The organism is Microbacterium sp. Cr-K32, assembly GCF_000708345.1.
Classification (GTDB): Bacteria; Actinomycetota; Actinomycetes; order Actinomycetales; family Microbacteriaceae; genus Microbacterium; species Microbacterium maritypicum_A.
Genome location: NZ_JARD01000009.1, coordinates 19,640 through 39,928 on the forward strand (window position 1 = coordinate 19,640; position 20,289 = coordinate 39,928).

Annotated in this window: 21 protein-coding genes; 12 read left to right on the top strand and 9 right to left on the bottom strand. The window is 70.3% G+C overall.

Translation table 11 applies throughout. The features are described from left to right. Positions 1–121: 121 nt before the first annotated feature. From GZ64_RS0103235 to GZ64_RS0103250, 4 genes are read left to right on the top strand one after another with little or no spacing between them, the layout of a single operon-like run. Positions 122–919 carry a HesA/MoeB/ThiF family protein gene (locus tag GZ64_RS0103235; protein ID WP_029265097.1) on the top strand — a complete coding sequence of 266 codons (798 nt, stop codon included), beginning with the start codon at positions 122–124 and terminating at the stop codon, positions 917–919. Further along, positions 916–2,151 carry a molybdopterin molybdotransferase MoeA gene (locus GZ64_RS0103240; protein WP_029260052.1) on the top strand — a complete coding sequence of 412 codons (1,236 nt, stop codon included), beginning with the start codon at positions 916–918 and terminating at the stop codon, positions 2,149–2,151. Before GZ64_RS0103235 ends, GZ64_RS0103240 begins: the two co-directional genes overlap by 4 nt. Further along, positions 2,148–2,642 carry a cyclic pyranopterin monophosphate synthase MoaC gene (moaC, locus tag GZ64_RS0103245; protein WP_029260053.1) on the top strand — a complete coding sequence of 165 codons (495 nt, stop codon included), beginning with the start codon at positions 2,148–2,150 and terminating at the stop codon, positions 2,640–2,642. Before GZ64_RS0103240 ends, moaC begins: the two co-directional genes overlap by 4 nt. Beyond that, positions 2,639–2,872: a MoaD/ThiS family protein gene (locus tag GZ64_RS0103250; protein WP_029265098.1), complete on the top strand. Its 234-nt coding sequence runs from the start codon at positions 2,639–2,641 to the stop codon at positions 2,870–2,872. Before moaC ends, GZ64_RS0103250 begins: the two co-directional genes overlap by 4 nt. A gap of 118 nt (positions 2,873–2,990) precedes the next feature. Here the strand turns inward: GZ64_RS0103250 and GZ64_RS0103255 are convergent, their stop codons facing one another. The 5 genes from GZ64_RS0103255 to GZ64_RS0103275 all read right to left on the bottom strand — a co-directional run bounded on the left by GZ64_RS0103255 (position 2,991) and on the right by GZ64_RS0103275 (position 6,813). Next, a complete protein-coding gene (locus GZ64_RS0103255) occupies positions 2,991–3,425 on the bottom strand; it encodes a molybdenum cofactor biosynthesis protein MoaE (protein WP_029260055.1) in 435 nt (144 codons plus the stop codon). Next, entirely contained in the window at positions 3,422–3,910 is a 489-nt protein-coding gene (locus GZ64_RS0103260; protein WP_029260056.1) for a MogA/MoaB family molybdenum cofactor biosynthesis protein, read from the bottom strand. The genes GZ64_RS0103255 and GZ64_RS0103260 overlap by 4 nt, the downstream gene beginning before the upstream one ends. Positions 3,911–3,951: 41 nt before the next feature. After that, on the bottom strand, positions 3,952–5,574 hold the full coding sequence (locus GZ64_RS0103265) for a molybdopterin-dependent oxidoreductase (protein WP_029265099.1): 1,623 nt from the start codon (positions 5,572–5,574) through the stop codon (positions 3,952–3,954). Between the two features lie 110 nt (positions 5,575–5,684). Then, positions 5,685–5,972 (bottom strand): hypothetical protein, encoded by a 288-nt coding sequence (locus tag GZ64_RS0103270; RefSeq protein WP_136023941.1) that lies wholly within the window; start codon positions 5,970–5,972, stop codon positions 5,685–5,687. Positions 5,973–6,078: 106 nt separating this feature from the next. After that, a complete protein-coding gene (locus tag GZ64_RS0103275) occupies positions 6,079–6,813 on the bottom strand; it encodes a GTP pyrophosphokinase (protein ID WP_029265100.1) in 735 nt (244 codons plus the stop codon). A 107-nt stretch (positions 6,814–6,920) separates the two neighbouring features. Between GZ64_RS0103275 and GZ64_RS0103280 the strand changes: the two genes are divergently transcribed. After that, the gene (locus GZ64_RS0103280) at positions 6,921–7,283 is read left to right on the top strand and encodes a nuclear transport factor 2 family protein (protein ID WP_029260060.1); all 363 of its coding nucleotides are present in this window, start codon (positions 6,921–6,923) and stop codon (positions 7,281–7,283) included. A 30-nt stretch (positions 7,284–7,313) separates the two neighbouring features. On the opposite strand, the gene GZ64_RS0103285 is transcribed toward GZ64_RS0103280, so the two are convergent. Beyond that, positions 7,314–8,420, bottom strand: a complete 1,107-nt coding sequence (locus tag GZ64_RS0103285) for a VanZ family protein (protein WP_029265101.1) — start codon at positions 8,418–8,420, stop codon at positions 7,314–7,316. 83 nt (positions 8,421–8,503) lie between these two features. Here GZ64_RS0103285 and GZ64_RS0103290 point away from each other — a divergent pair, with 83 nt between their 5' ends. Further along, on the top strand, positions 8,504–10,624 hold the full coding sequence (locus GZ64_RS0103290; protein WP_029265102.1) for an APC family permease: 2,121 nt from the start codon (positions 8,504–8,506) through the stop codon (positions 10,622–10,624). A gap of 83 nt (positions 10,625–10,707) precedes the next feature. Here GZ64_RS0103290 and GZ64_RS0103295 read toward each other — a convergent pair whose 3' ends face one another. Then, the gene (locus GZ64_RS0103295) at positions 10,708–12,114 is read right to left on the bottom strand and encodes an aminotransferase-like domain-containing protein (protein WP_029265104.1); all 1,407 of its coding nucleotides are present in this window, start codon (positions 12,112–12,114) and stop codon (positions 10,708–10,710) included. Here GZ64_RS0103295 and GZ64_RS0103300 point away from each other — a divergent pair. Genes GZ64_RS0103300 through GZ64_RS0103310 form a run of 3 tightly spaced genes read left to right on the top strand, consistent with a single transcriptional unit; the run spans position 12,113 to position 14,282 of the window. Continuing rightward, positions 12,113–13,045, top strand: a complete 933-nt coding sequence (locus GZ64_RS0103300) for a DMT family transporter (protein WP_029265106.1) — start codon at positions 12,113–12,115, stop codon at positions 13,043–13,045. The two genes, GZ64_RS0103295 and GZ64_RS0103300, sit on opposite strands and share 2 nt — an antisense overlap. Next, on the top strand, positions 13,045–13,653 hold the full coding sequence (locus GZ64_RS0103305; protein WP_029265107.1) for an FMN-binding negative transcriptional regulator: 609 nt from the start codon (positions 13,045–13,047) through the stop codon (positions 13,651–13,653). Before GZ64_RS0103300 ends, GZ64_RS0103305 begins: the two co-directional genes overlap by 1 nt. Positions 13,654–13,685: 32 nt before the next feature. Continuing rightward, entirely contained in the window at positions 13,686–14,282 is a 597-nt protein-coding gene (locus tag GZ64_RS0103310) for a GNAT family N-acetyltransferase (RefSeq protein WP_029265108.1), read from the top strand. A gap of 53 nt (positions 14,283–14,335) precedes the next feature. On the opposite strand, the gene GZ64_RS0103315 is transcribed toward GZ64_RS0103310, so the two are convergent. Beyond that, positions 14,336–14,785 carry a hypothetical protein gene (locus tag GZ64_RS0103315; protein WP_029260067.1) on the bottom strand — a complete coding sequence of 150 codons (450 nt, stop codon included), beginning with the start codon at positions 14,783–14,785 and terminating at the stop codon, positions 14,336–14,338. Between the two features lie 117 nt (positions 14,786–14,902). After that, a complete protein-coding gene (locus GZ64_RS0103320) occupies positions 14,903–16,066 on the bottom strand; it encodes an SLC13 family permease (RefSeq protein WP_029265109.1) in 1,164 nt (387 codons plus the stop codon). Positions 16,067–16,372: 306 nt separating this feature from the next. Between GZ64_RS0103320 and GZ64_RS18925 the strand changes: the two genes are divergently transcribed. Genes GZ64_RS18925 through kdpB form a run of 3 tightly spaced genes read left to right on the top strand, consistent with a single transcriptional unit; the run spans position 16,373 to position 20,285 of the window. Next, the gene (locus GZ64_RS18925; protein WP_017201862.1) at positions 16,373–16,462 is read left to right on the top strand and encodes a potassium-transporting ATPase subunit F; all 90 of its coding nucleotides are present in this window, start codon (positions 16,373–16,375) and stop codon (positions 16,460–16,462) included. After that, positions 16,462–18,141, top strand: a complete 1,680-nt coding sequence (gene kdpA, locus GZ64_RS0103335) for a potassium-transporting ATPase subunit KdpA (protein ID WP_029265110.1) — start codon at positions 16,462–16,464, stop codon at positions 18,139–18,141. Before GZ64_RS18925 ends, kdpA begins: the two co-directional genes overlap by 1 nt. 2 nt (positions 18,142–18,143) lie before the next feature. Then, entirely contained in the window at positions 18,144–20,285 is a 2,142-nt protein-coding gene (gene kdpB, locus GZ64_RS0103340; RefSeq protein WP_029265111.1) for a potassium-transporting ATPase subunit KdpB, read from the top strand. The last annotated feature ends 4 nt before the right edge of the window (positions 20,286–20,289 follow it).

Sequence of the window (20,289 nt, forward strand, 5' to 3'; positions counted from 1 at the left end):
AGATCGTCACCGATGTCGGCCGCGGTACCGCGTGCCCCTGCAGTCGAGGATGTCAGAACATCCGCCGCGGCACGATCAGGCGAGCCGCGACGTCGCGATCCGACGGGCGTACGCTGAGTCCATGCAGCCTCTCGTCGCCCCCGCTCCCGTGCTGGAGCCGGAAGAACTCGTCCGTACGGCGCGGCACGCGGTGCTCGCCGGCATCGGCGAGGAGGGACAGCGCCGCCTCAACGCCGCTCACGTCACGATCGTCGGCGCTGGCGGACTCGGATCCCCTGTGCTCCTCGCCCTGGCCGCCGCCGGGGTCGGATCGCTCACGGTGATCGACGACGACGTGGTGGAGCTCACCAATCTGCAGCGTCAGCTCGCGCACCGGGTGGAGGACATCGGGACGCGCAAGACCGCATCGGCCGCACGCGCCATCACCGCCCTCGCCCCGCACACCGTCGTGACCCCGGCCCCCGAGCGCCTGGATGCGTCCAATGCCGAGCGCCTGCTCACGGGCGCCCACGTGGTGGTCGACACGAGCGACACGTTCGCGACTCGTCGTGAGGTGGCCGCCGCCTGCGAAGCGCTCGGACTTCCCCTCGTGTGGGGAGCTGTGCAGGAGTGGCACGCGCAGGCCACGGTCTTCTGGTCGGACCCGCCCGCGGGAGAGCCGGTCGTGCTCGCCGACCTCTTCCCGGTCGGCACCGAGGGCGAACCCCCCAGCTGCGCCCAGGTCGGTGTGCTCGGCGCCCTGTGCGTGCAGGTCGGCGGGATGCTCGCCGGCGAGGTGATCAAACTCGTGACGGGCGCAGGCGAGCCGCTGCTCGGACGACTCGCGATGGTCGATGCGCTCACGTCCCGGCAGCACGAGATCGTGATCCGCCCGGCAACCGCCACGACCCCGGAGGCCACCGCGGGGGCCCGCGCATGACCGGCCGCCGCACGGTCGAGGAACAGCTCGCGCGCGTGCTCGATGCCGTCCACGTCATCGAGCACGAGACACGGCCGGTGGCGGCTGCCGCGGGGCGCACGCTCACCGCTGCCGCAGCCGCCGCCCACGACATCCCCCTGTTCGACAACTCCGCCATGGACGGCTTCGCGGTACGACGTGCGGATGTCGCCGACGCGTCCGAGGAGAATCCGGTCACCCTGCGCGTGGTCGCCGACCTGCCCGCCGGAGTCGCCCTCGACCCTGCTCTCGGCGTCGGCGAAGCGGCACGCATCATGACCGGCTCGCCCACCCCCACCGATGCCGACGTGATCGTGCCCTTCGAGGACACGGCCGGCGGTCTCGCCGACTCCCTCGGCGAGGTGACGGTGCTGCACGCACCGGCCAAGCCCGGAGTGTTCGTGCGCCGACGCGGAGCCGACCTGCGCGCCGGCGACGAAGTCGTTCACGCCGGCGAGCGCCTCGGACCCTTCCAGCTCGCCGCCGCAGTCGCGGCCGGCATCGTCGAGGTCTCGGTGACGCGGGCTCCGCGCGTGGCCGTGGTGTCGACGGGCAGCGAACTGCTCGCGCCGGGCGAAGCCCCCGCCCGCGGACGCATCCCCGACTCGAACGGTCCCCTGCTCGAACAGCTGGTCGCCGCAGCCGACGCCGAGGTGGTGCTGGTCGCGCGGGTTCCCGACGAGGCCGACGCCGTCCGAGCCGTGACCGCCGAGGCCGTCGCGCGCGGAGCCGATGTGATCGTGTTCACCGGCGGCGTGAGCGCGGGCGCCTACGAGCCGGTGCGTGGGGCCTTCGACGGCGGCGGACAAGTCGAATTCGCCGCGGTGGCCATGCAACCGGGCAAACCGCAGGCCTTCGGGGTGCTCGAGAACGGGTCTCTGGTATTCGGACTGCCGGGCAACCCCGTGAGCGTGGCGGTGTCGTTCGAGGTGTTCGTGCGCCCCGCCCTGCTCGCGATGCAGGGGCGCTCCGCGATCCACCGACCGCGCGCCGCGTTCACCGCCGACGCATCATGGACGCCGCCGCCGGGCCGACGCCAGTACCTTCCCGCCGTCGTCGACCTCGCGGCCCGCACCGTCCGCCCGGCCACCGCCGGCGGATCGGGATCGCACCTCGCGGGCGGACTCGCCCGTGCGCACGCGTTCGCGATCGTGCCGGCCGAGGTCGAGACCGTGGCCGTGGGCGACGTCATCGATGTCATGCTGGTCGGATGAGCTTTCCTCACCTGGACGCGGCGGGCCGCGCGCACATGGTCGACGTGACCGCGAAGCAGCCGACCGTGCGCTCCGCGACGGCCCGAGGCTTCGTCCGCTGCAGCCCCGACGTGATCACCGCCCTCCGCGATGGCACCGTGCCGAAGGGCGACGTGCTCGCCGTAGCACGCATCGCGGGCATCCAGGCGGCCAAGTCCACCCCCGCGCTGCTGCCGCTGGCACACGTGATCGGCGTGCATCGGGCGAGCGTCGACCTCGAGATCGTCGACGACGGCGTGCGCATCGAGGCGACGGTGGGCACCGCCGACCGCACCGGTGTCGAGATGGAGGCGCTGACGTCCGTGTCGGTCACCGCCCTCGCGATCGTCGACATGATCAAGGGCGTCGACCGCGCCGTCGTGATCGAAGACGTGCGGATCGTGGCGAAGTCGGGCGGCCGTTCCGGCGACTGGGTCCGTCCGGGCGAAGCAGACCCCGGAGACCCCCGATGACGCGGGTGCGCTACTTCGCCGCTGCTGCGGAGGCTGCGGGAACCGACGTCGAGGAGCGCGGGGAGCGGTCACTCGTCGCCCTGCGCGCGGCGGTCGTCGCCGAGCATCCGGCCCTCGTCGACATCCTGCCGCGCTGCGCGGTGCTCGTCGACGGGGTGCGCACCGACGGCGACCTCGCCCTCGACGACGCGGACCTCATCGACGTGCTCCCGCCCTTCGCGGGTGGATGACCACACGCCACCTGCAGGAATGCTGGCCGCTTGCAGGACCGATGACCGGCGTTTCCCTCCTGCACGCGGCAAGAGCTCATGCAGATGGCGCGTCAGGATCGACGGCTGCCCCTGCGGCTCAGCCGCCGATGCCCTTCCACGACGACGTCCCGTCGACCTCGAGCTGACGCTTCCAGACGGGGAGGTCGCTCTTGATCGCCTCGATGACCGCCCGGCACACCTCGAAAGCCTCGGCACGGTGTTCGGAGGCGACCGCGATCACCACGGCCGCATCGCCCACGTCGAGCCGTCCGATGCGATGGCTCACGGCCACCACGGCGGGGGCTTCCGCGCCGGCACCGGCCTGCTCGGCGATCCGCCGCAGCGTCGCCTCCGCATCGGGGTGAGCGCTGTACTCCAGCCCGACCACGGGTGTCTCGGCGTCGGGGTCGTTGTCGCGCACCCGCCCGACGAAGGTCGTCACGGCCCCCAGTCGAGGGTCTTCGACCGCGGCGAGGTGCGCGTCGAGATCGAGTCGCTCCTCCGATACCGCTGCGATGCGCACGTCGTTCATGAGTGGTCTCCGCCCTTCACCTGATCCAGGATGTGCCCGGCGACGCCGAGCACCACGGGGACGCCGGAGGCGACGGCCCGCGGCGAACCGGGAAGGTTCACGACGAGCGTGCCGTCAGGATCGACGATGCCGGCGAGCCCGCGTGACAGCACGGACAGCGGGGTGTCGGCGAGTCCGCTGCGACGCAGCTCCTCGGCGATCCCGGGGATCTCTCGGGTGATCACGCGCCGCGTCCCCTCGGGCGTCAGGTCACGAGGACCGACACCGGTTCCCCCGGTGGTCACCACCAGCCGGATGCCGCGGGCGACGGCCCGGCGCAGAGCGTCCGCCACCGAACCCGCGCCGTCGGCGACGATCTCGGCGTCGGGACAGTGCCATCCGGCATCGCGGAGCAGGCCCACGGCGATCGGACCTCCGCGATCCTCGCGCTCTCCGGAGAATGATCGGTCCGAGACGGTGATCACGAGTGCGGGGAGCGGGCCCATGGCTCCCACACTAGGCCCGAGCCGCCGACCGCGCACGGCTCTCAGTTGACCCGGATGAGTGAACGCTGCCAGCCCGACGAACCGTTCGGTGCGATCGGCGCACGCTCCTGGATCTGCAGATCGCCGTTCTTGTTGATCGCACGCACGGCGACGTAGTGCGTGCCGGGCGTGGCATCCCACTCCATGAACCACTGCACCCAGGTGTCGTCGTTGATCGGGGTCGACAGCGTCGCCGGCATCCAGTCCCCGTCGTCGATGCTGACCTCCACGCGCTCGATACCGACCGACTGCGCCCAGGCGACTCCGGCGATCGGGATCTTCCCGGCGTCGACCGCCTCACCGATCTTGGGGGTGTCGACGCGCGAGGCGAACTTGATCGGGGCCTCCGCGCTGTAGCCCCGGGGAGTCCAGTACGCCTCGTCCTGGGCGAAGGTGGTGACCTTGAGCTCGGTGAGCCACTTGGTCGCCGACACGTATCCGTAGAGGCCGGGCACGACCATCCGCACCGGGAATCCGTGTTCCAGGGGCAGGGGTTCACCGTTCATCCCGACGGCGAGGATCGCGTCGAGGTCGTCGTCCGTCAACGCCGAGAGCGGCGTGCTCGCGGTGTAGCCGTCGACGCTGCGTGAGAGCACCATGTCGGCACCGGACTTCACTCCCGCCTTCTTGAGCACGTCGCGCAACGGCACCCCCAGCCACTTCGCGTTGCCGACGAGCTCACCGCCGACCTCGTTGGAGACGCACGTGAGCGTGATCGCGTACTCGTCGAGGCCCATGTCGAGGATGTCCTGGAAGCTCATCTCCACACGCTGGTCGACCATCCCGTCGATCACCAGACGCCAGGTGTCCGGATCGATCGAGGGCACCGTGAGCGCGGTGTCGACGCGATAGAAGTCCTTGTTCGGGGTGAACAGCTTGCTGAGCCCGGGGATGTCGAGCTCGGCGCCCTGCGGCACGGTCACCGTGGTCTTCGGGGAGGGCAGCTTGAGCGCACCGCGGATCGCTTCGACCGACGACACCGCCATGCTCACGGTGCGGGCGGTGATGCCCACGACCAGTGCGGATGCCCCGGCGAGCGCGGCGAGGACGAAGAAGCGGCGGCGGTCGATTCCGGGGCGGACGGACTCTCCTTCGTCGTCGGCACGGACGATCTCGTCTCCAGCGGTCGACGTGTCGCTCTTCCGTTCGCTCTCGACGCCGACGACGGAATCCCTCCATCCGCGCAGGCGACGGCACAGGAGCACGAGGACCAACGACCCCACGACGGTTCCCAGGACCGGGGGCAGGAAGGCGAGCGGAGCGACGGCGGCCCGGGTCACGATCGCCGCGGTCGAGAGTGCGCCCGCGATCACGAGAGCGATCACGCCGAGCGGCGGCCGTACGAACTGCAGGATGCCGGCGATCGCCGAGGCGATGACCACAGCCAGTCCGAGGCCGGCGAGCAGGGCGATCTTGTCGTATTCGCCGAACGTGGCGATCGCGAACTCCTTGAAGGGCTGCGGCACGATGTCGATCACGAACCCGCCCACGGCGAGGATCGGACTGGCTGCGCGCGCGAAGAGCAGTGCGAACAGCTCGGCCGTGGCGAGGAAGACGCCCCCGCCGATCACGCCCGCGAGGGCGGCCCAGACGAGGAACCTATTGCCACTGCGGCGCTGCACCATAGTCGTCTCCTGTCCGACGTCACGTCGACACCGTCGCCGGTGTGATCCCCCGTTGTTCGGAGCGGAACCACGATCGGATGGGACGATCCCGCGGCAGACGGGCTCGACGGTCAGAGGCGGCGCACGGTGACGGCCTCACGTCCTTGGAACTTCCTCAGTGTCCGCATGCATCGGGAGCACAGGATCTCGACCCGGCGCGGGTGGCCTTCGCCGCAGACGCAGTCGACCGTCACGCGCCACTTGGCCTTGCGTCCGCACGGCTGGTAGCCGTCGTCGTCGCCGTGATCGCACTCGCACCGCTGCCGGTCGCGATCGAGCCCGGCGAGGTCGTCGACGCGCGCGAATTCATCGACGTCGTGCTCGGCGTCCACGGACACGGCTTCCTGCGTTCTCACCACCCGCCGATGCTCCCAGCACCGCGGCTCCGTCGCAACACCGCCACGCAGGGAGCCGCCCGTCCGCAGCTTCTCCGGAGTTGTGGACGGGTGCTCGGCGCGTCTTCGGTCAGACCCCGACGACGCGCGGGCCGGTCGGGGCGTCCGGGACCGCCGGCGGGGCAGGAGGGGGCGGCGGGGCGAGCTGACGCTGCGGCACGCCGTGCGCCTCCCGGTGCAGGCGCTCCATGCGACTGTCGAGCTCGGCGGCGGCATCCGCGGCATCCGACAGGCTGTCGACGAGATGCGAGGGCACCTGGTTCGAGAACTTGTAGTAGATCTTGTGCTCCAGGCTGGCCCAGAAGTCCATCGCTATCGTGCGGAACTGCACCTCGACCGGTACCGACAGCGCACCGGTCGACAGGAAGACGGGCACCTCGATGATCGCGTGCAGGCTCTTGTAGCCGTTGGCCTTCGGCTGCGCGATGTAGTCCTTCACCGTGCGCACCGTGACGTCGTCCTGCGCGGTGAGCAGATCGAACAGGCGGTAGACGTCGGCGACGAAGCTGCAAGTCACGCGCACACCGGCGATGTCGGTGATCTCCGCGCGGATGCGGTCGAAGTCGGGTTCGTCGATGCCCTTGCGGGCGATCTTCTCGACGATGCTGTCCGGCGACTTCAGCCGGCTCTTCACATGCTCGATCGGGTTGTACGCGTGGTCGTGCGTGAACTCGTCGCGCAGGATCGAGATCTTCGTCTCGACCTCGCGCATCCCGAACTCGTACTCGCGCAGGAACCGCTGCAGCTCATCGCGCAGCTCGCGGGCCTGGTTGATCGTGTCCTCGGTGACGTGAACAGTCGTCATGCCATCGACGTTACGGGTTCGTGATCGGAAACCGCTGTGGATCCCCGATGTCCTCACGATTCGCGAACGGGTTGACGCGACCTCCCCCGCGGCCTAGAACGGAGCACATGACGACCGCAGGCGAGGACTGGACCGGGGCCTACATCGAGGCATGGAGATCGAACGATCCCGAGCGGATCGGAGCACTCTTCACGCACGACGCCCGATATCTCACGAGCCCCGATTCGGAGCCGCGCGTGGGGCGCGAGGCGATCGTTTCCGGGTGGATCGACGACGGCGATGAACCGGGCTCCTGGACGTTCGAGTGGGAGGTCCTGCACGAGGTCGGCGGCTTCGTGGTCGTCCAGGGGCGCACGGAATACCCGGCCGAACGCGACTACCTCAACCTCTGGATCATCCGGCTCGCTCCCGACGGGCGGGCGACGGAGTTCACCGAGTGGTACATGCCGCGTCCCCACACGGAGAGCTGAGCCCGCGGCGTTCATCGGACCCTCAGTCGGTCATGCGTCGCGCGGAGGGGAAGCGGATGCGGGCACGCTCGGCGCAGGGCCCGCGGCACCCGCCCGCGCGTCGACGAGGTGCTGTCCGGAGACGACGCCGGGAAGTCCGCGACCGTCACGTGTCGTGAACGGCAGCACGATCGCGGCGAGGAACAGCACTGCCGCCGCGAAGCCGAAGAACCCGCCGGGCAGCTGCAGCGCGCTGATCCCGCCGATGCCGCCCGCCCAGCGCAGGAGCCGCGCGAACGGTGCGGGCAGGCGCGATCCCGCGTATCGGAGCTGCACCGCGATGTCGCCCACCGAGCGCCCGCCGACCAGGATCAGCACCAGGAACAGTGCTGAGGGGACGATGGTGGCGGCGGCGGATGCGAGGGCGCCGTCGAGCACCGCGGCGCGGTCGTCCACGACGAACTCCAGCCACACCTGCACGGTCACCCCGGCTGCCACGCTCAGGAACCCGTAGGCGAGGAAGTCGCACAGCATCGCGAGCAGGCGGCGGCCGCGGCTGACCGGACGGGGACGATCGGCGTCCGGGCTCACTTTCACGCCGCGCAGCGATCGCGGGACGAGGATCGCCGCGATGCAGCCGATGACCGCGCCGAGGGTGTTCGTCATGAGGTCGCCCACGTCGAAGAAGCGATACGCGCACGGGTAGACGCCCCACACGCCGGTCAGCTGCGTGGTCTCGACCAGCAGCGACAGGCCGAAGCCGGCGGCGAGCGCCGTGAGCACCCCACGACCGGCGAGCACTCGGACGAAGAAGCCGAGCGGCACGAACAGCAGCACGTTGAAGACCAGCTGCAGCAGAGCCGGCTGACGCAGCGGATTGCCCGGGGCCGCGAAAGCCTTCCGCACATCGCGCACGACCGACATCGGATCGGTGATCGCTCCGACGCAACGGATCGTGTCGGGGTCGGGCAGCGGCAGCAGGGTATAGGTCCAGACCGCCCAGAAATAGATCAGGGCCGACAGCCAGAGCAGCGTGCGTCCGAGGCCGAGTCGCCCGCGTCGGCGATAGCTGACCGCCACGAAGGGCACGAACAGGAGGATGCCGAAAGCCACCCCCATCGCGATCGCGATGAATCCGAGCAGCACCTGATTTTCCACCGCGTGCCAGTGTAGCTTTGCGCGTAAGGATTCCGTGAGGACCGCGCATCCCACCGTAGGGATTCCGTGAGGATCGCGTGAGGATGCCATCAGGAGGCGTAGTGTCGCCGGACGTGTCAGACGAAAACAGGGAGGGCGCGGACTCACCGCCGCTCGCCAAGCGCATCCTCATCGGAGAACCGCTGACGAGCCAGCAGGTCGACGACCAGCTGCTCCCGAAGCGGATGGCTCTTCCCATCTTCGCGTCCGACGCGCTCAGCTCGGTGGCCTACGCCCCGCAGGAGCTGGTGATGATCCTGCTGATCGGCGGGCTCACCTTCCTGTCGTTCACGCCGCTCGTCGCGATCGCGGTCGTGGTGCTGCTGATCGTGGTCGTGCTCAGCTACCGCCAGCTCATCAAGGCCTATCCCTCGGGCGGTGGGGACTACGAGGTCGCGTCGAAGAACCTCGGCGAGATCCCCGGTGTGATCGTGGCCGCGGCGCTCCTGGTCGACTACGTGCTGACCGTGGCCGTGTCGGTCGCCTCCGGTGTCGACAACATCATCTCGGCCGTGCCGGGGCTCGACCCGTTCCGCGTCGAGCTCGCCGTCGGCTTCGTGATCCTCATCATCGTCGTGAACCTCCGCGGGGTGCGCGAGGCCTCCCTGGTCTTCGCGATCCCGACGTACGTGTTCATCGGCTCGGTCGGCATCATGATCGTGACCGGCCTGATCCGCACCTTCCTGGGCGACGCCCCTGTCGCCTCGAGCGCCGAGTTCTCGGTGCAGGCCGAGAGCCTCGGCCAGGCGGCCGTGATCCTGCTGATCCTGCGCGCGTTCTCGAGCGGATGCTCCGCCCTCACCGGTGTCGAGGCCGTGTCGAACGGCGTTCCCGCCTTCCGCGCCCCGAAGGTGCGCAACGCCCAGTCGACACTCGTGCTGATGGGGTCGATCGCCATCTGCCTGTTCGCCGGCCTCACCGCCCTCGCCCTGATCACCGGCGTGCACTACGCCGAGAACCCGTGCGACCTCGTCGGCTTCGACTGCACGAATCCGCAGCCCAGCCTGATGGCGCAGATCGCCGCAGCGACCTTCGGCGGCGGCAGCATCGCGTTCTTCATCGTGCAGGCCGCGACCGCGTGCGTGCTGCTGCTCGCCGCGAACACCGCCTTCAACGGCTTCCCTCTGCTGGGCGCTGTGCTCGCCCGCGACGGCTACGCGCCGAAGTCGCTCAACACCCGCGGTGACCGCCTGGTGTTCTCGAACGGCATGATCCTGCTCGGCATCGCGGCGATCGCGGTGCTGGTGATCTTCCAGGCGAAGCTGACCACGCTGATCCAGCTGTACATCATCGGCGTGTTCGTCTCGTTCTCGCTCGGACAGATCGGCATGGTGCGGCACTGGCGACGCGTGCTGCGCGGACCGGTCGAGGGCATGAAGGACTCGGGGATCGACGGCGCCTCGGCATCCGACCGCCGCTCGGCGAAGGTCGGACTCATCATCAACTCCACGGGCGCCGCGATGACCGTGCTCGTGCTGGTCATCGTGACGATCACCAAGTTCACGCACGGCGCATACCTGGTCTTCTTCGCGATCCCGATCCTCGCCTTCCTGATGCTGGGGGTGAAGCGGTACTACCGCGACGTCGAGCATGAGATCGCGATCGACGACACCACGAAGTTCGGTGCGACCGGCGACCTCGCCATCGTGCTCGTCAACCGACTGCAGAAGCCCGTCGTGAAGGCCATCGACTACGCGATCGCGGCCAAGCACGGCAAGACGCTGGCGGTGCACGTGGCCGTGGCCTCCGACGATGCGGCCCAGCTGCAGAAGGACTGGGCCGACCACCTGGTGCCGATCCCGCTCGTGATCGTCGAGTCGCCGTATCGCTCGTTCGCGCAGCCGGTGACCCAGTTCATCAAGCAGTATCGCGAGAAGCACGGCTCGTCGGTCGTGACGGTGTACCTGCCGCAGTACATCGTCGGCCACTGGTGGGAGTCGTTCCTGCACAACCGTCGCGCGCGCCGTCTCGCCAACCAGCTCATGCTCGTGCACGGGGTGTCGATCACTCTCGTGCCGTGGCTGCTCGACTCGTCGGAGCTCATCTACGGCCGCCGCTCCCGTCCGCTGCCCGGTCAGGAACGTGCCGGTCGTCCGGTCGTGGTGGCCGGCCGTCGCGCCCACCGCCCCGCCGGCCCGCCGCAGGACGGCGCCCCCGAAGCCTGAGGTCGGCCTTCCGGTCGCAGTTGCTGCCGCCTCCTCGGCTCGCGGGCGACAGGAACTGCGACCGGAGCGGGCTGAGCGACCCCTCAGGACCCGTCCAGCACGGCGCCCAGGATGCCGGAGGCCTCCGCGAAGCGGGCGGTGTCGGCGTTCGCGTAGTTGAGGCGCACGTAGGAGCCGGAAGGCTCCGCCGGGAACCACTCGGAGCCCGGGGCGATGATCAGACCGCGCACCTCGCACTCACGGACCACCCGCGCGACATCCGTCCCCTCCGGCAGCCGCACCCACAGGTTCAGGCCGCCCACCGGAACGCTCTCGACGTGCGCGGAGGGGGCGTGCGCGGCGAGGCTCGAGACCAGCAGGTCGCGGCGCGCGCGCAAGTGCTCGCGGAAGCCGCGCAGGTGCGTGCGCCACGCGGGCTGGGTGACCACGTCGAGGGCCGCGGTCTGCAGCACCCCGCTCACGTACATCGACTCGGCCGCGCGATCCGCGAGGATGCGCTCCCGCGCGGGTCCGCGCGCGATCACGGCCGCGACGCGGAGGGCGGGCGAGGCGCTCTTCGTGAGCGAGCGCAGGTACACGACGTGTCCGTCGTCATCGGACGCGGCGACCGGGCGCGGGTCGGCGTCGATCCCCAGGTCGTGCGCCCAGTCGTCCTCGATCAGGAAGGCCCCGTGCCGACGGACGGTCTCGAGCACGGCCTCCCCCGTCGCGACCGGCCACTGCGCGCCGGTCGGGTTGGCGAAGGTCGGCTGCGCGTAGAACGCGCGGGCTCCGGTCTGCGCGAACGCCCGCTCGACGTCATCCGGATCGGGGCCGTGCGGCCCGGAGGGGATCGGCACCAGCACGACGCCGGCCTGCGCGGCCGCGAGCATCGCGCCCCAGTACGTCGGCGACTCGATCAGCAGCGGTTGACCGACACCCACCACGGCACGGAAGATCGAGCTCAGCCCGCTCTGGCTGCCCGAGATGATCAGGGCATCGCGCGCCGATGCGGGGGTGACCCCCGCGGGGGCGGAGGATGCGAGTTCCGCCGCGAACCACGCCTGCAGATCGGGAAGGCCTGCGGCGGGCGAACGGGTCAGCGCCGCGTCCGACCGAGCGGCACGCACCAGGGCCTGTCGCACGAGCCGCTGCGGCAGCAGGTCGACCGCGGGGTAGCCCGAGTGCAGTCCGATCGCGTCGGGGGCGACGGTGCGCTGCGTCGATGACAGGCCGATGAGTCCCGCGGGCGCCGTGCCGAGGGCGGCCGTCTGCCAGCCGTAGTCGACCGAACGGGCGGCGGGCACGGCCCGCACGAACGTACCCGCGCCGGGCCTGGACTCGACCAGACCGAGTCGCACGAGCTGCTGCATCGCCTTCTGCACGGTGATCGGACTCGCGCCGTACTGCGCCATGAGCGCACGATTCGAGGGGACTCGCGCGCCCGGAGAAGCGGATGCGATCCACGCACGCACTCCGGCGACGATCCGGTCACTGCTATCCTTGCTCATGAAAGAACAGAGTAGCGTTATCGCTTCCACGCGGCCACTGCTATCGACGCGTGCCGGACTCTGGTGGGGGCTCCTCGGCGTCCTCGCCTTCTCGTTCACCCTCCCGTTCACACGCATCGCGATCGGCGGGCTCTCACCGCTGTTCATCGGCTCCGGGCGCGCGGTCGTCGCCGCCCTCCTCGCCGGTGCCGCACTCGCGATCACGCGTCAGCGCCCGCCCACGACGATCCAGTGGGGCCGTCTCGCGATCGTCGCGGGTGGAGTCGTGGCCGGCTTCCCGCTGCTCACATCTTTCGCGATGACCACGACCCCCGCGAGCCACGGCGCCGTCGTGATCGGCCTGCTTCCCGCGGCGACCGCGGTCGCCGTGGTGCTCCGCACCGGGGAACGCCCCGCCCCGTCCTTCTGGTTCTTCGCTGTCCTCGGTGCGGTCGCGGCGGTGGTCTTCGCGGCACTGCAGAACGGGGGCATCGGCTCCCTCACCGGCGCGGATCTGCTGCTGTTCGGGGCCGTGATCGCTGCGGCGGTCGGCTACGCGGAGGGCGGTCTGCTCGCGCGTGAACTCGGCTCCTGGCAGACCGTGTCGTGGGCGCTGATCGTCGCCGCCCCACTGATGACGGCACTCACCGTCGCGTCGGCGATCCAGCAGCCGCCCGCCGCGACGCCCGTGCAATGGCTCGCGTTCGCCTACCTCGCGGCGGTGAGCATGTTCCTCGGCTTCTTCGCCTGGTACCGCGGGCTCGCGATCGGTCCGATGGCGCAGGTCAGCCAGATCCAGCTCGTCCAGCCCGTGATGAGCATCGCGTGGGCCGCGCTCCTCCTCCACGAACAGATCGGTTGGGCGACCGCCGTCGGCGGACTCGCCGTGATCGCCTGCGCCGCCCTCGCGGTGCGCACCCGTCTGACCGACCGCCGAAGAGAGGAATCCTGATGCGCCACACGCCCCGCTACCTGATGACCGATCCTGACGAGGTCAAGCGCCTCATCCGCGGGAACCCCTGGGCGACGTTCGTCTCCCCGGCGAGCGGCGGCCTGGTCGCCTCGCACTATCCCGCGCTGCTGATGGAGGACGACGACGACATCGTGATCGCGAGCCACTTCGGGCGCCCGGACGAGCAGCTCCACGAACTCGGCCGGCATGAAGTGCTCGTGATCATCCAGGGACCGCATGACTACGTGTCACCGACACTGTACGCACCGGGCGATCTGGTCCCGACGTGGAACCACGTGACCGCGCACCTGTACGGCATCCCCGAGATCCTGAGCGAAGAGGAGAACTACGCCATGCTCTCGCGGCTGACCGACCACTTCGAGGATCATCAGCAGCACGGCCGACACCTGTCGGAGGACGAGGAGGGCACCCGCCGCGCCGCCAAGGGCACGGTCGGTCTGCGGATGCGCGTGACCCGCTTCGATGCGCGAGCCAAACTCAGCCAGAACAAGTCGCCCGAGGTGCGCGAGAACATCACCGCACGGTTCGCCGAGACGAACAGCGCGCTCGCGGAGGAGATGCGACGGGTCGGCGGGGAGACCCCGTGATCGACGTCGCCGGACGCGCCTAGGGTGGAGCGATGACCGACACGCGAACCCCCGAGCCGTGGCCCGCGCGGACGGCCCGGCTGCAGGTGCGCCCGTGCACGCCCGCCGACGTCGATGCGATGTGGGAGTGGCGTCGGCTCCCCGAGGTGAACCGGTGGCTCGGTGCCGCTCCCGACACGCGAGACGCGTTCCGTGAGCGGTATCTCGACCCCGAGCGGCTCGCCTCCCTGTACATCGTGGAGCTGCTGCCCGACGCCGAAAGCACCGCCCCGACCCCGATCGGCGACATCATGGTGCGGCGCGGCGACGGGTGGGCGCAGCTCGAGGTCGCCGCCCGGGCGAAGGGCGTCGAGGCCGAGCTCGGCTGGGTTCTCGACCCCGCGCACACCGGGCACGGCTACGCGACAGAGGCGATCCGCGCGGTGATCGACGTGTGCTTCGGCGCATTGGGCCTGCGCCGGGTGCATGCGGGGTGCTTCGCCGACAACGAGCCGTCCTGGCGCCTCATGGAGCGGCTCGGGATGCGCCGAGAGGAGTTCAGCCGGAAGACGGCATTGCATCGCTCGGGCGAATGGCTCGACGGCATGAACTACGGCCTTCTCGCCGAGGAGTGGCCGACCGCACGCTGATCGAGGCCCCGTGACGGCTCACCGCTGGGGTGCGTCCTGCGCGGACGAGCGTCCTAGATGCTGGTCCAGCAGTAGAGGCGGTGGTCGGACGCCGCGGCGCGACGAGCGAGCGCGGCGAGGTCGCGCGCGAACGCGGCCAGCTGGGCCGGATCGGCCCCTTCGAGCTCTTCGGTCTGCGACCACGGCTCCGCGACCTCTGCCAGACGGACGTCGTCGGCTGCGGCGAGAGCGGCGGCCAGCGCATCCGTCACGGTGATGACGATCCGGTCGTAGTCGTCGCTCATCGCGAGGTTGTGGCCGGCACGCGGGTCGTCGGTCACCTCGTCGTACGGCACGCCCGTCAGCAGCGCCTCGAGCGTGCCGAGCTGCACGACCGGGTCGATGCCGCCGAGCGTTCCGGCATCGAAGCCCGACTCCTCCGCGGTCGGTCCGCCCTCCACCTGGAGGACGGTGACGGCCCGCTCGTCGTTCGGCGCGGAGAAGTAGTCGTAGAGAACGCTCATGACCGACATCCTGTCAGGCCCGGCGCACTTCCTCTTCCGGCCCGCTCCCCCTTCCGGTCGCATTTCCTGCCGCCTCCGCGCCTCGGGGACGGCAGGAGGTGCGACCGGAACGGAGCACTAGCCCGAGACGAGCCAGAGCACGAGCACGGCGGCGAGCACGGTCGGCACCGCAGCCACCACGCCCCACAGCATGAAACGGCTCCATCGGATCGTGACACCGAGCGCGACGATCCGGTGGTGCCACAGCAGGGTCGCGAGCGACGCCCACGGCGTGATGAGCGGACCGATGTTCACGCCGATCAGCAGCGCCATGAGTGCCACCGGGTCGCCGGCGGCCGGTTCGAGCACCAGGTACGCCGGGAGGTTGTTGATCGCATTGGCGCTCCCGGCCCCCAGCGCAGCCAGCCGGAACAGGTCGCCGGGAGCGTCGCCGTTCGCGGTCGGCGAGGTCAGGAAGTCGATCAGGCCCTGCGCGTGCGCCGCCTCGACCAGCACGAACAGCGACGCGGCGAGCGCGAGCGCCTGCCACGGGACGAGCGAGAGCCGCAGCGCCCGGCGCCGCCGGACCGCGAACAGGCCGATCAGCGCGAGCGCGGCGACCGCGGCCGGGATCCAGACGTCGTGGGTCAGGGCGAGCAGAGGCATCAGCACGAGCAGGATGCCGGTCGCGCTCCAGAACAGCGTCGGGTCGGCGGGCCGCCGTGCCACCGGGGTCTCGTACGCACCGAAGACCGTGCGCCGATGCAGGATCGTCAGGAGCGCGACGGGCACGAGGATGCCGACGAGCGTCGGTGCCCAGCTGAGCGCGAAGAACGCCGCGGGGCCCTCGCCGATGGCGGGGGCGGCGAGCAGGTTGGTGAGGTTCGAGACCGGGAGGGCGAGGGATGCCGTGTTGGCGAGCCACACGGTCGCCAGGGCGAAGGGAAGGGGTGAGACGCCGATGCTCTGCGCGAGGACGACGACGACCGGGGTGACGATCACGGCGGTCGTGTCGAGCGACAGGAACACCGTGCTCACCACGGCGAGCGCGACCACCAGCGCCCACAGCACGAGCACCCGACCGCGTCCCCAGCGGGCGAGTCGTTGCGAGACGACGTCGAAGACCGCGGCGTCGCGGGCGAGCTCGGCGACGATCGTGATCGCGACGACGAACCCCAGCACGGGCGCGATCCGCTCGCCCAATGCCCCGGCGTCGGAGCGCGGCAGGAACCCGGTGACGATGCACACGAGGGCGACCACGACCAGCCCGGCGACGACCCACGTCCCGGCCCCGATCCGCATCCTTCCGATTCCCACCTCGTGAGCATATGGCCGACGCGGGCCGTTCCGGTCGCACTTGCTGCCGCCCGAGAGCATCGGAAGCGACAGCAAGTGCGACCGGAACGAGATCAGGCGGGAGCGGCGGGGACACGGATGCCGTGAGCAACCCGCATGCATCCGCGCGGAGGGCGTAGGGGAAGCGTGAGGATGGCGGCTGCCGGGGCCGTGCGGGAGTTGTATCGGATCCGTGCTCGACATCATCTACATCGCGCTGACTCTCGCGCTGTTCGCCCTCGTGTCCCTGGTGGCCAAGGGGGTGGAGCGGCTGTGATCGTCTTCGAGATCCTCGCCGCCGCCCTCGCGGTCGCCGCCGTCGTCTACCTCGTGGTCGCGCTCGTCGCGCCGGAGAGGTTCTGATGGACGCGACGATCTGGTTCGGCATCCTGCAGGTCACGGCCGTCGTGGTCGTGCTCGTGCTCCTCTACCGCCCCCTCGGCGACTACATCGCCCATGTCTTCACGTCGGCGCGCGACCTGCGGGTCGAGCGCGGCGTCTATCGGCTCATCGGCGTCGACTCGTCGTCGGAGCAGACCTGGCGCGCGTACGCCCGCAGCGTGCTGGCGTTCTCGGTGGTCGGCGTTCTGCTGGTCTACGGCCTGCAGCGACTGCAGGCGTTCCTGCCGCAGTCCCTCGGCCTCCCGGCGGTGCCGGAGGGGCTGTCCTTCAACACCGCCGCCTCGTTCGTGGCCAACACCAACTGGCAGTCGTACTCCCCCGAGCAGACCATGGGCTACACCGTGCAGCTCGCGGGTCTCACCGTGCAGAACTTCGTGTCGGCGGCGGTGGGCCTCACCATTGCGATCGCCCTCATCCGCGGTCTCGCTCGCCGTGGTTCCGCCACGGTCGGCAACTTCTGGGTCGACCTGATCCGCGGTCTCGGCCGCATCCTCCTCCCGATCGCCCTCATCGGCGCGGTGGCGCTGCTCGCGGGCGGCGTGATCCAGAACTTCGCGGGCTTCACCGACGTCACCACGGTGTCCGGCGGCACGCAGACCATCCCGGGAGGTCCGGTGGCCTCGCAGGAGGCGATCAAGCTCCTCGGCACCAACGGCGGCGGCTTCTTCAACGCCAACTCGGCGCACCCCTTCGAGAACCCGACCGGCTTCACGAACCTGCTGCAGGTGCTGCTGATCCTCGTGATCCCGTTCGCCCTCCCCCGCACGTTCGGCCGCATGATCGGCGACCACCGCCAGGGCTACGCGATCGCCGCCGTGATGGGCACGATCTTCCTCGTCTCGACGTTCGCCCTCTCGGCGCTCGAGCTGGCCGGCCGCGGCACCGCTCCGGAACTCGCCGGGGCCGCGATGGAGGGCAAGGAGGTGCGCTTCGGCATCCTCGGCTCCACGCTGTTCGGCAGCGCCAGCACCCTCACCTCGACAGGCGCCGTCAACTCGATGCACGACTCGTACACGGCACTCGGCGGCATGATGCCCATGCTGAACATGATGCTCGGCGAGGTCGCCCCCGGCGGCGTCGGCTCGGGCCTGTACGGCATGCTCGTGCTCGCGATCATCGCGGTGTTCGTCGGCGGACTGCTCGTCGGCCGCACGCCGGAGTACCTGGGCAAGCGGATCGGTCCGCGGGAGATCAAGCTCGCGAGCCTGTACATCCTGGTGACGCCGACCCTCGTGCTGGCCGGCACCGCGCTGAGCTTCGCGATCCCCGGCATCCGCGCCGATGTCGAGTCGACCAGCATCCTGAACCCCGGCGTGCACGGCATGAGCGAGGTGCTCTACGCCTTCACCTCGGCGTCGAACAACAACGGCTCCGCCTTCGCCGGACTCACCGCGAACACCCCGTGGTTCAACACCGCGCTCGGCATCGCGATGCTGCTCGGCCGGTTCCTGCCGATCGTGCTCGTGCTCGCTCTGGCCGGCTCGTTCGCGGCGCAGCAGCGGGTACCGGCGACCTCCGGCACCCTGCCCACGCACCGGCCGCAGTTCGTCGGCCTGCTCCTCGCCGTGACCGTCATCGTCACCGCGCTCACCTACTTCCCCGTGCTCGCACTGGGACCCCTCGCTGAAGGACTCGTCTGACCATGACCCTCATCACCACCCCCTCCGAACAGCAGGATGCTCCGGCATCCACACCCGCACAACCGCCGCGCTCCTTCGGCTGGTCGCAGCTCGTGCAGGCCCTTCCCGGGGCCCTGCGCAAGCTCAACCCGGCAGCGCTCGTGCGCAACCCCGTCATGCTGCTGGTCTGGGTCGGCGCCGCGTTCACCACCGTGCTCGCGATCGCCGAGCCGTTCCTGGGCGGCCCGGCCGACTCCGGCGGCACCGCGGTTCCCGCCCCCTTCACCTGGGGCATCGCGATCTGGCTCTGGCTCACCGTGCTGTTCGCCAACGTGGCGGAGTCGGTCGCCGAGGGCCGAGGAAAGGCGCAGGCCGCGAGCCTGCGCAAGACCCGCACCAGCACGATGGCCCGGCGTGTGGTCGGTTACGACAAGGCAGCGGATGCCGCCGCCGAGCACGCCGCGACCGCCCAGGTCTCGTCGGCCGAGCTGCAGCGCGACGACATCGTGATCGTGACAGCGGGCGAGCTGATCCCCGGCGACGGCGACATCGTCGCGGGCATCGCCACCGTCGACGAATCGGCCATCACGGGCGAGAGCGCGCCGGTGATCCGCGAGTCCGGCGGCGACCGCAGCGCCGTGACCGGTGGCACCCGCGTGCTGTCCGACCGCATCGTGGTGCGCATCACCTCGAAGCCGGGGGAGACCTTCGTCGACCGCATGATCGCGCTGGTCGAGGGGGCCAGCCGCCAGCGCACCCCCAACGAGATCGCGCTGAACATCCTGCTCGCGAGCCTGTCGATCATCTTCGTCGTCGTGGTGCTCGCCCTGAACCCGATCGCGTCGTACGCCGCCTCTCCCGTCAGCATCCCGGTGCTGATCGCGCTGCTCGTCTGCCTCATCCCGACCACCATCGGGGCGCTGCTCTCGGCGATCGGCATCGCCGGCATGGACCGCCTCGTGCAGCGCAACGTGCTCGCGATGTCGGGGCGCGCGGTCGAGGCGGCAGGAGATGTCACCACCCTGCTGCTCGACAAGACCGGCACCATCACCTACGGCAACCGCCGCGCCCACGAGGTGCTCGCCCTCCCGGGTGTCGACGGCGAGGAGTTGCTGCACGTCGCCGCACTGTCGTCGCTTGCAGACCCCACCCCCGAGGGCGCCTCGATCGTCGAACTCGCCGCCGCGAACGACATCCGGGTGACCGCACCGGAGGACGCGGTGGTCGTGCCGTTCACGGCGCAGACGCGCATGTCGGGCCTCGACCTCGCCGACGGCACGCAGATCCGCAAGGGCGCCGGCTCCGCGGTGCGGGCCTGGCTCGGGCTCGACGGCGACGACGTCGAGCTCACGACGCGCACGGACGCCGTGGCCGAGAGCGGCGGCACCCCGCTCGTGGTCGCCGTGAAGACGCCCGGTGCCGACGGTCGCGTCCTCGGCGTGGTGCACCTCAAGGACATCGTGAAGGACGGCCTCCGCGAGCGCTTCGAGGAACTGCGCGCGATGGGCATCCGCACGGTCATGATCACGGGCGACAACCCGCTCACGGCGAAGGCGATCGCCGCTGAGGCCGGGGTCGACGACTTCCTCGCCGAGGCGACGCCCGAGGACAAGCTCGAGCTCATCCGGCGCGAGCAGGAGGGCGGCCGTCTGGTCGCGATGACCGGCGACGGCACCAACGACGCCCCCGCGCTCGCCCAGGCGGACGTCGGCGTGGCGATGAACACCGGCACCTCGGCGGCGAAGGAGGCCGGCAACATGGTCGACCTCGACTCCGACCCGACCAAGCTGATCGACATCGTGCGCATCGGCAAGCAGCTGCTCATCACGCGCGGAGCGCTCACCACGTTCTCGCTCGCCAACGACATCGCGAAGTACTTCGCGATCATCCCGGCGATGTTCATGGGCGTCTTCCCCGGACTCGCGGCGCTCAACGTCATGCAGTTGCACTCGCCGGCGTCGGCCGTCACCAGCGCGATCATCTTCAACGCGATCGTGATCGTGTTCCTGATCCCCCTGGCCCTGCGCGGAGTGAAGTACCGCCCGGCGAGCGCCTCGCAGATCCTGCAGCGCAACCTGCTGATCTATGGACTCGGCGGCGTGATCGCTCCGTTCATCGGCATCAAGATCATCGACCTCGTCGTCAGCCTCATCCCGGGCTTCTGACCCG

Coding starts and splice junctions, on each gene's coding strand:
- GZ64_RS0103235 (WP_029265097.1), top strand. CDS start 122: ATGCAGCCTCTCGTCGCCCCCGCTCCCGTGCTGGAGCCGGAAGAACTC.
- GZ64_RS0103240 (WP_029260052.1), top strand. CDS start 916: ATGACCGGCCGCCGCACGGTCGAGGAACAGCTCGCGCGCGTGCTCGAT.
- moaC (WP_029260053.1), top strand. CDS start 2,148: ATGAGCTTTCCTCACCTGGACGCGGCGGGCCGCGCGCACATGGTCGAC.
- GZ64_RS0103250 (WP_029265098.1), top strand. CDS start 2,639: ATGACGCGGGTGCGCTACTTCGCCGCTGCTGCGGAGGCTGCGGGAACC.
- GZ64_RS0103255 (WP_029260055.1), bottom strand. CDS start 3,425: ATGAACGACGTGCGCATCGCAGCGGTATCGGAGGAGCGACTCGATCTC.
- GZ64_RS0103260 (WP_029260056.1), bottom strand. CDS start 3,910: ATGGGCCCGCTCCCCGCACTCGTGATCACCGTCTCGGACCGATCATTC.
- GZ64_RS0103265 (WP_029265099.1), bottom strand. CDS start 5,574: ATGGTGCAGCGCCGCAGTGGCAATAGGTTCCTCGTCTGGGCCGCCCTC.
- GZ64_RS0103275 (WP_029265100.1), bottom strand. CDS start 6,813: ATGACGACTGTTCACGTCACCGAGGACACGATCAACCAGGCCCGCGAG.
- GZ64_RS0103280 (WP_029260060.1), top strand. CDS start 6,921: ATGACGACCGCAGGCGAGGACTGGACCGGGGCCTACATCGAGGCATGG.
- GZ64_RS0103290 (WP_029265102.1), top strand. CDS start 8,504: ATGCCATCAGGAGGCGTAGTGTCGCCGGACGTGTCAGACGAAAACAGG.
- GZ64_RS0103300 (WP_029265106.1), top strand. CDS start 12,113: ATGAAAGAACAGAGTAGCGTTATCGCTTCCACGCGGCCACTGCTATCG.
- GZ64_RS0103295 (WP_029265104.1), bottom strand. CDS start 12,114: ATGAGCAAGGATAGCAGTGACCGGATCGTCGCCGGAGTGCGTGCGTGG.
- GZ64_RS0103305 (WP_029265107.1), top strand. CDS start 13,045: ATGCGCCACACGCCCCGCTACCTGATGACCGATCCTGACGAGGTCAAG.
- GZ64_RS0103310 (WP_029265108.1), top strand. CDS start 13,686: ATGACCGACACGCGAACCCCCGAGCCGTGGCCCGCGCGGACGGCCCGG.
- GZ64_RS0103315 (WP_029260067.1), bottom strand. CDS start 14,785: ATGAGCGTTCTCTACGACTACTTCTCCGCGCCGAACGACGAGCGGGCC.
- GZ64_RS0103320 (WP_029265109.1), bottom strand. CDS start 16,066: ATGCGGATCGGGGCCGGGACGTGGGTCGTCGCCGGGCTGGTCGTGGTC.
- kdpA (WP_029265110.1), top strand. CDS start 16,462: ATGGACGCGACGATCTGGTTCGGCATCCTGCAGGTCACGGCCGTCGTG.
- kdpB (WP_029265111.1), top strand. CDS start 18,144: ATGACCCTCATCACCACCCCCTCCGAACAGCAGGATGCTCCGGCATCC.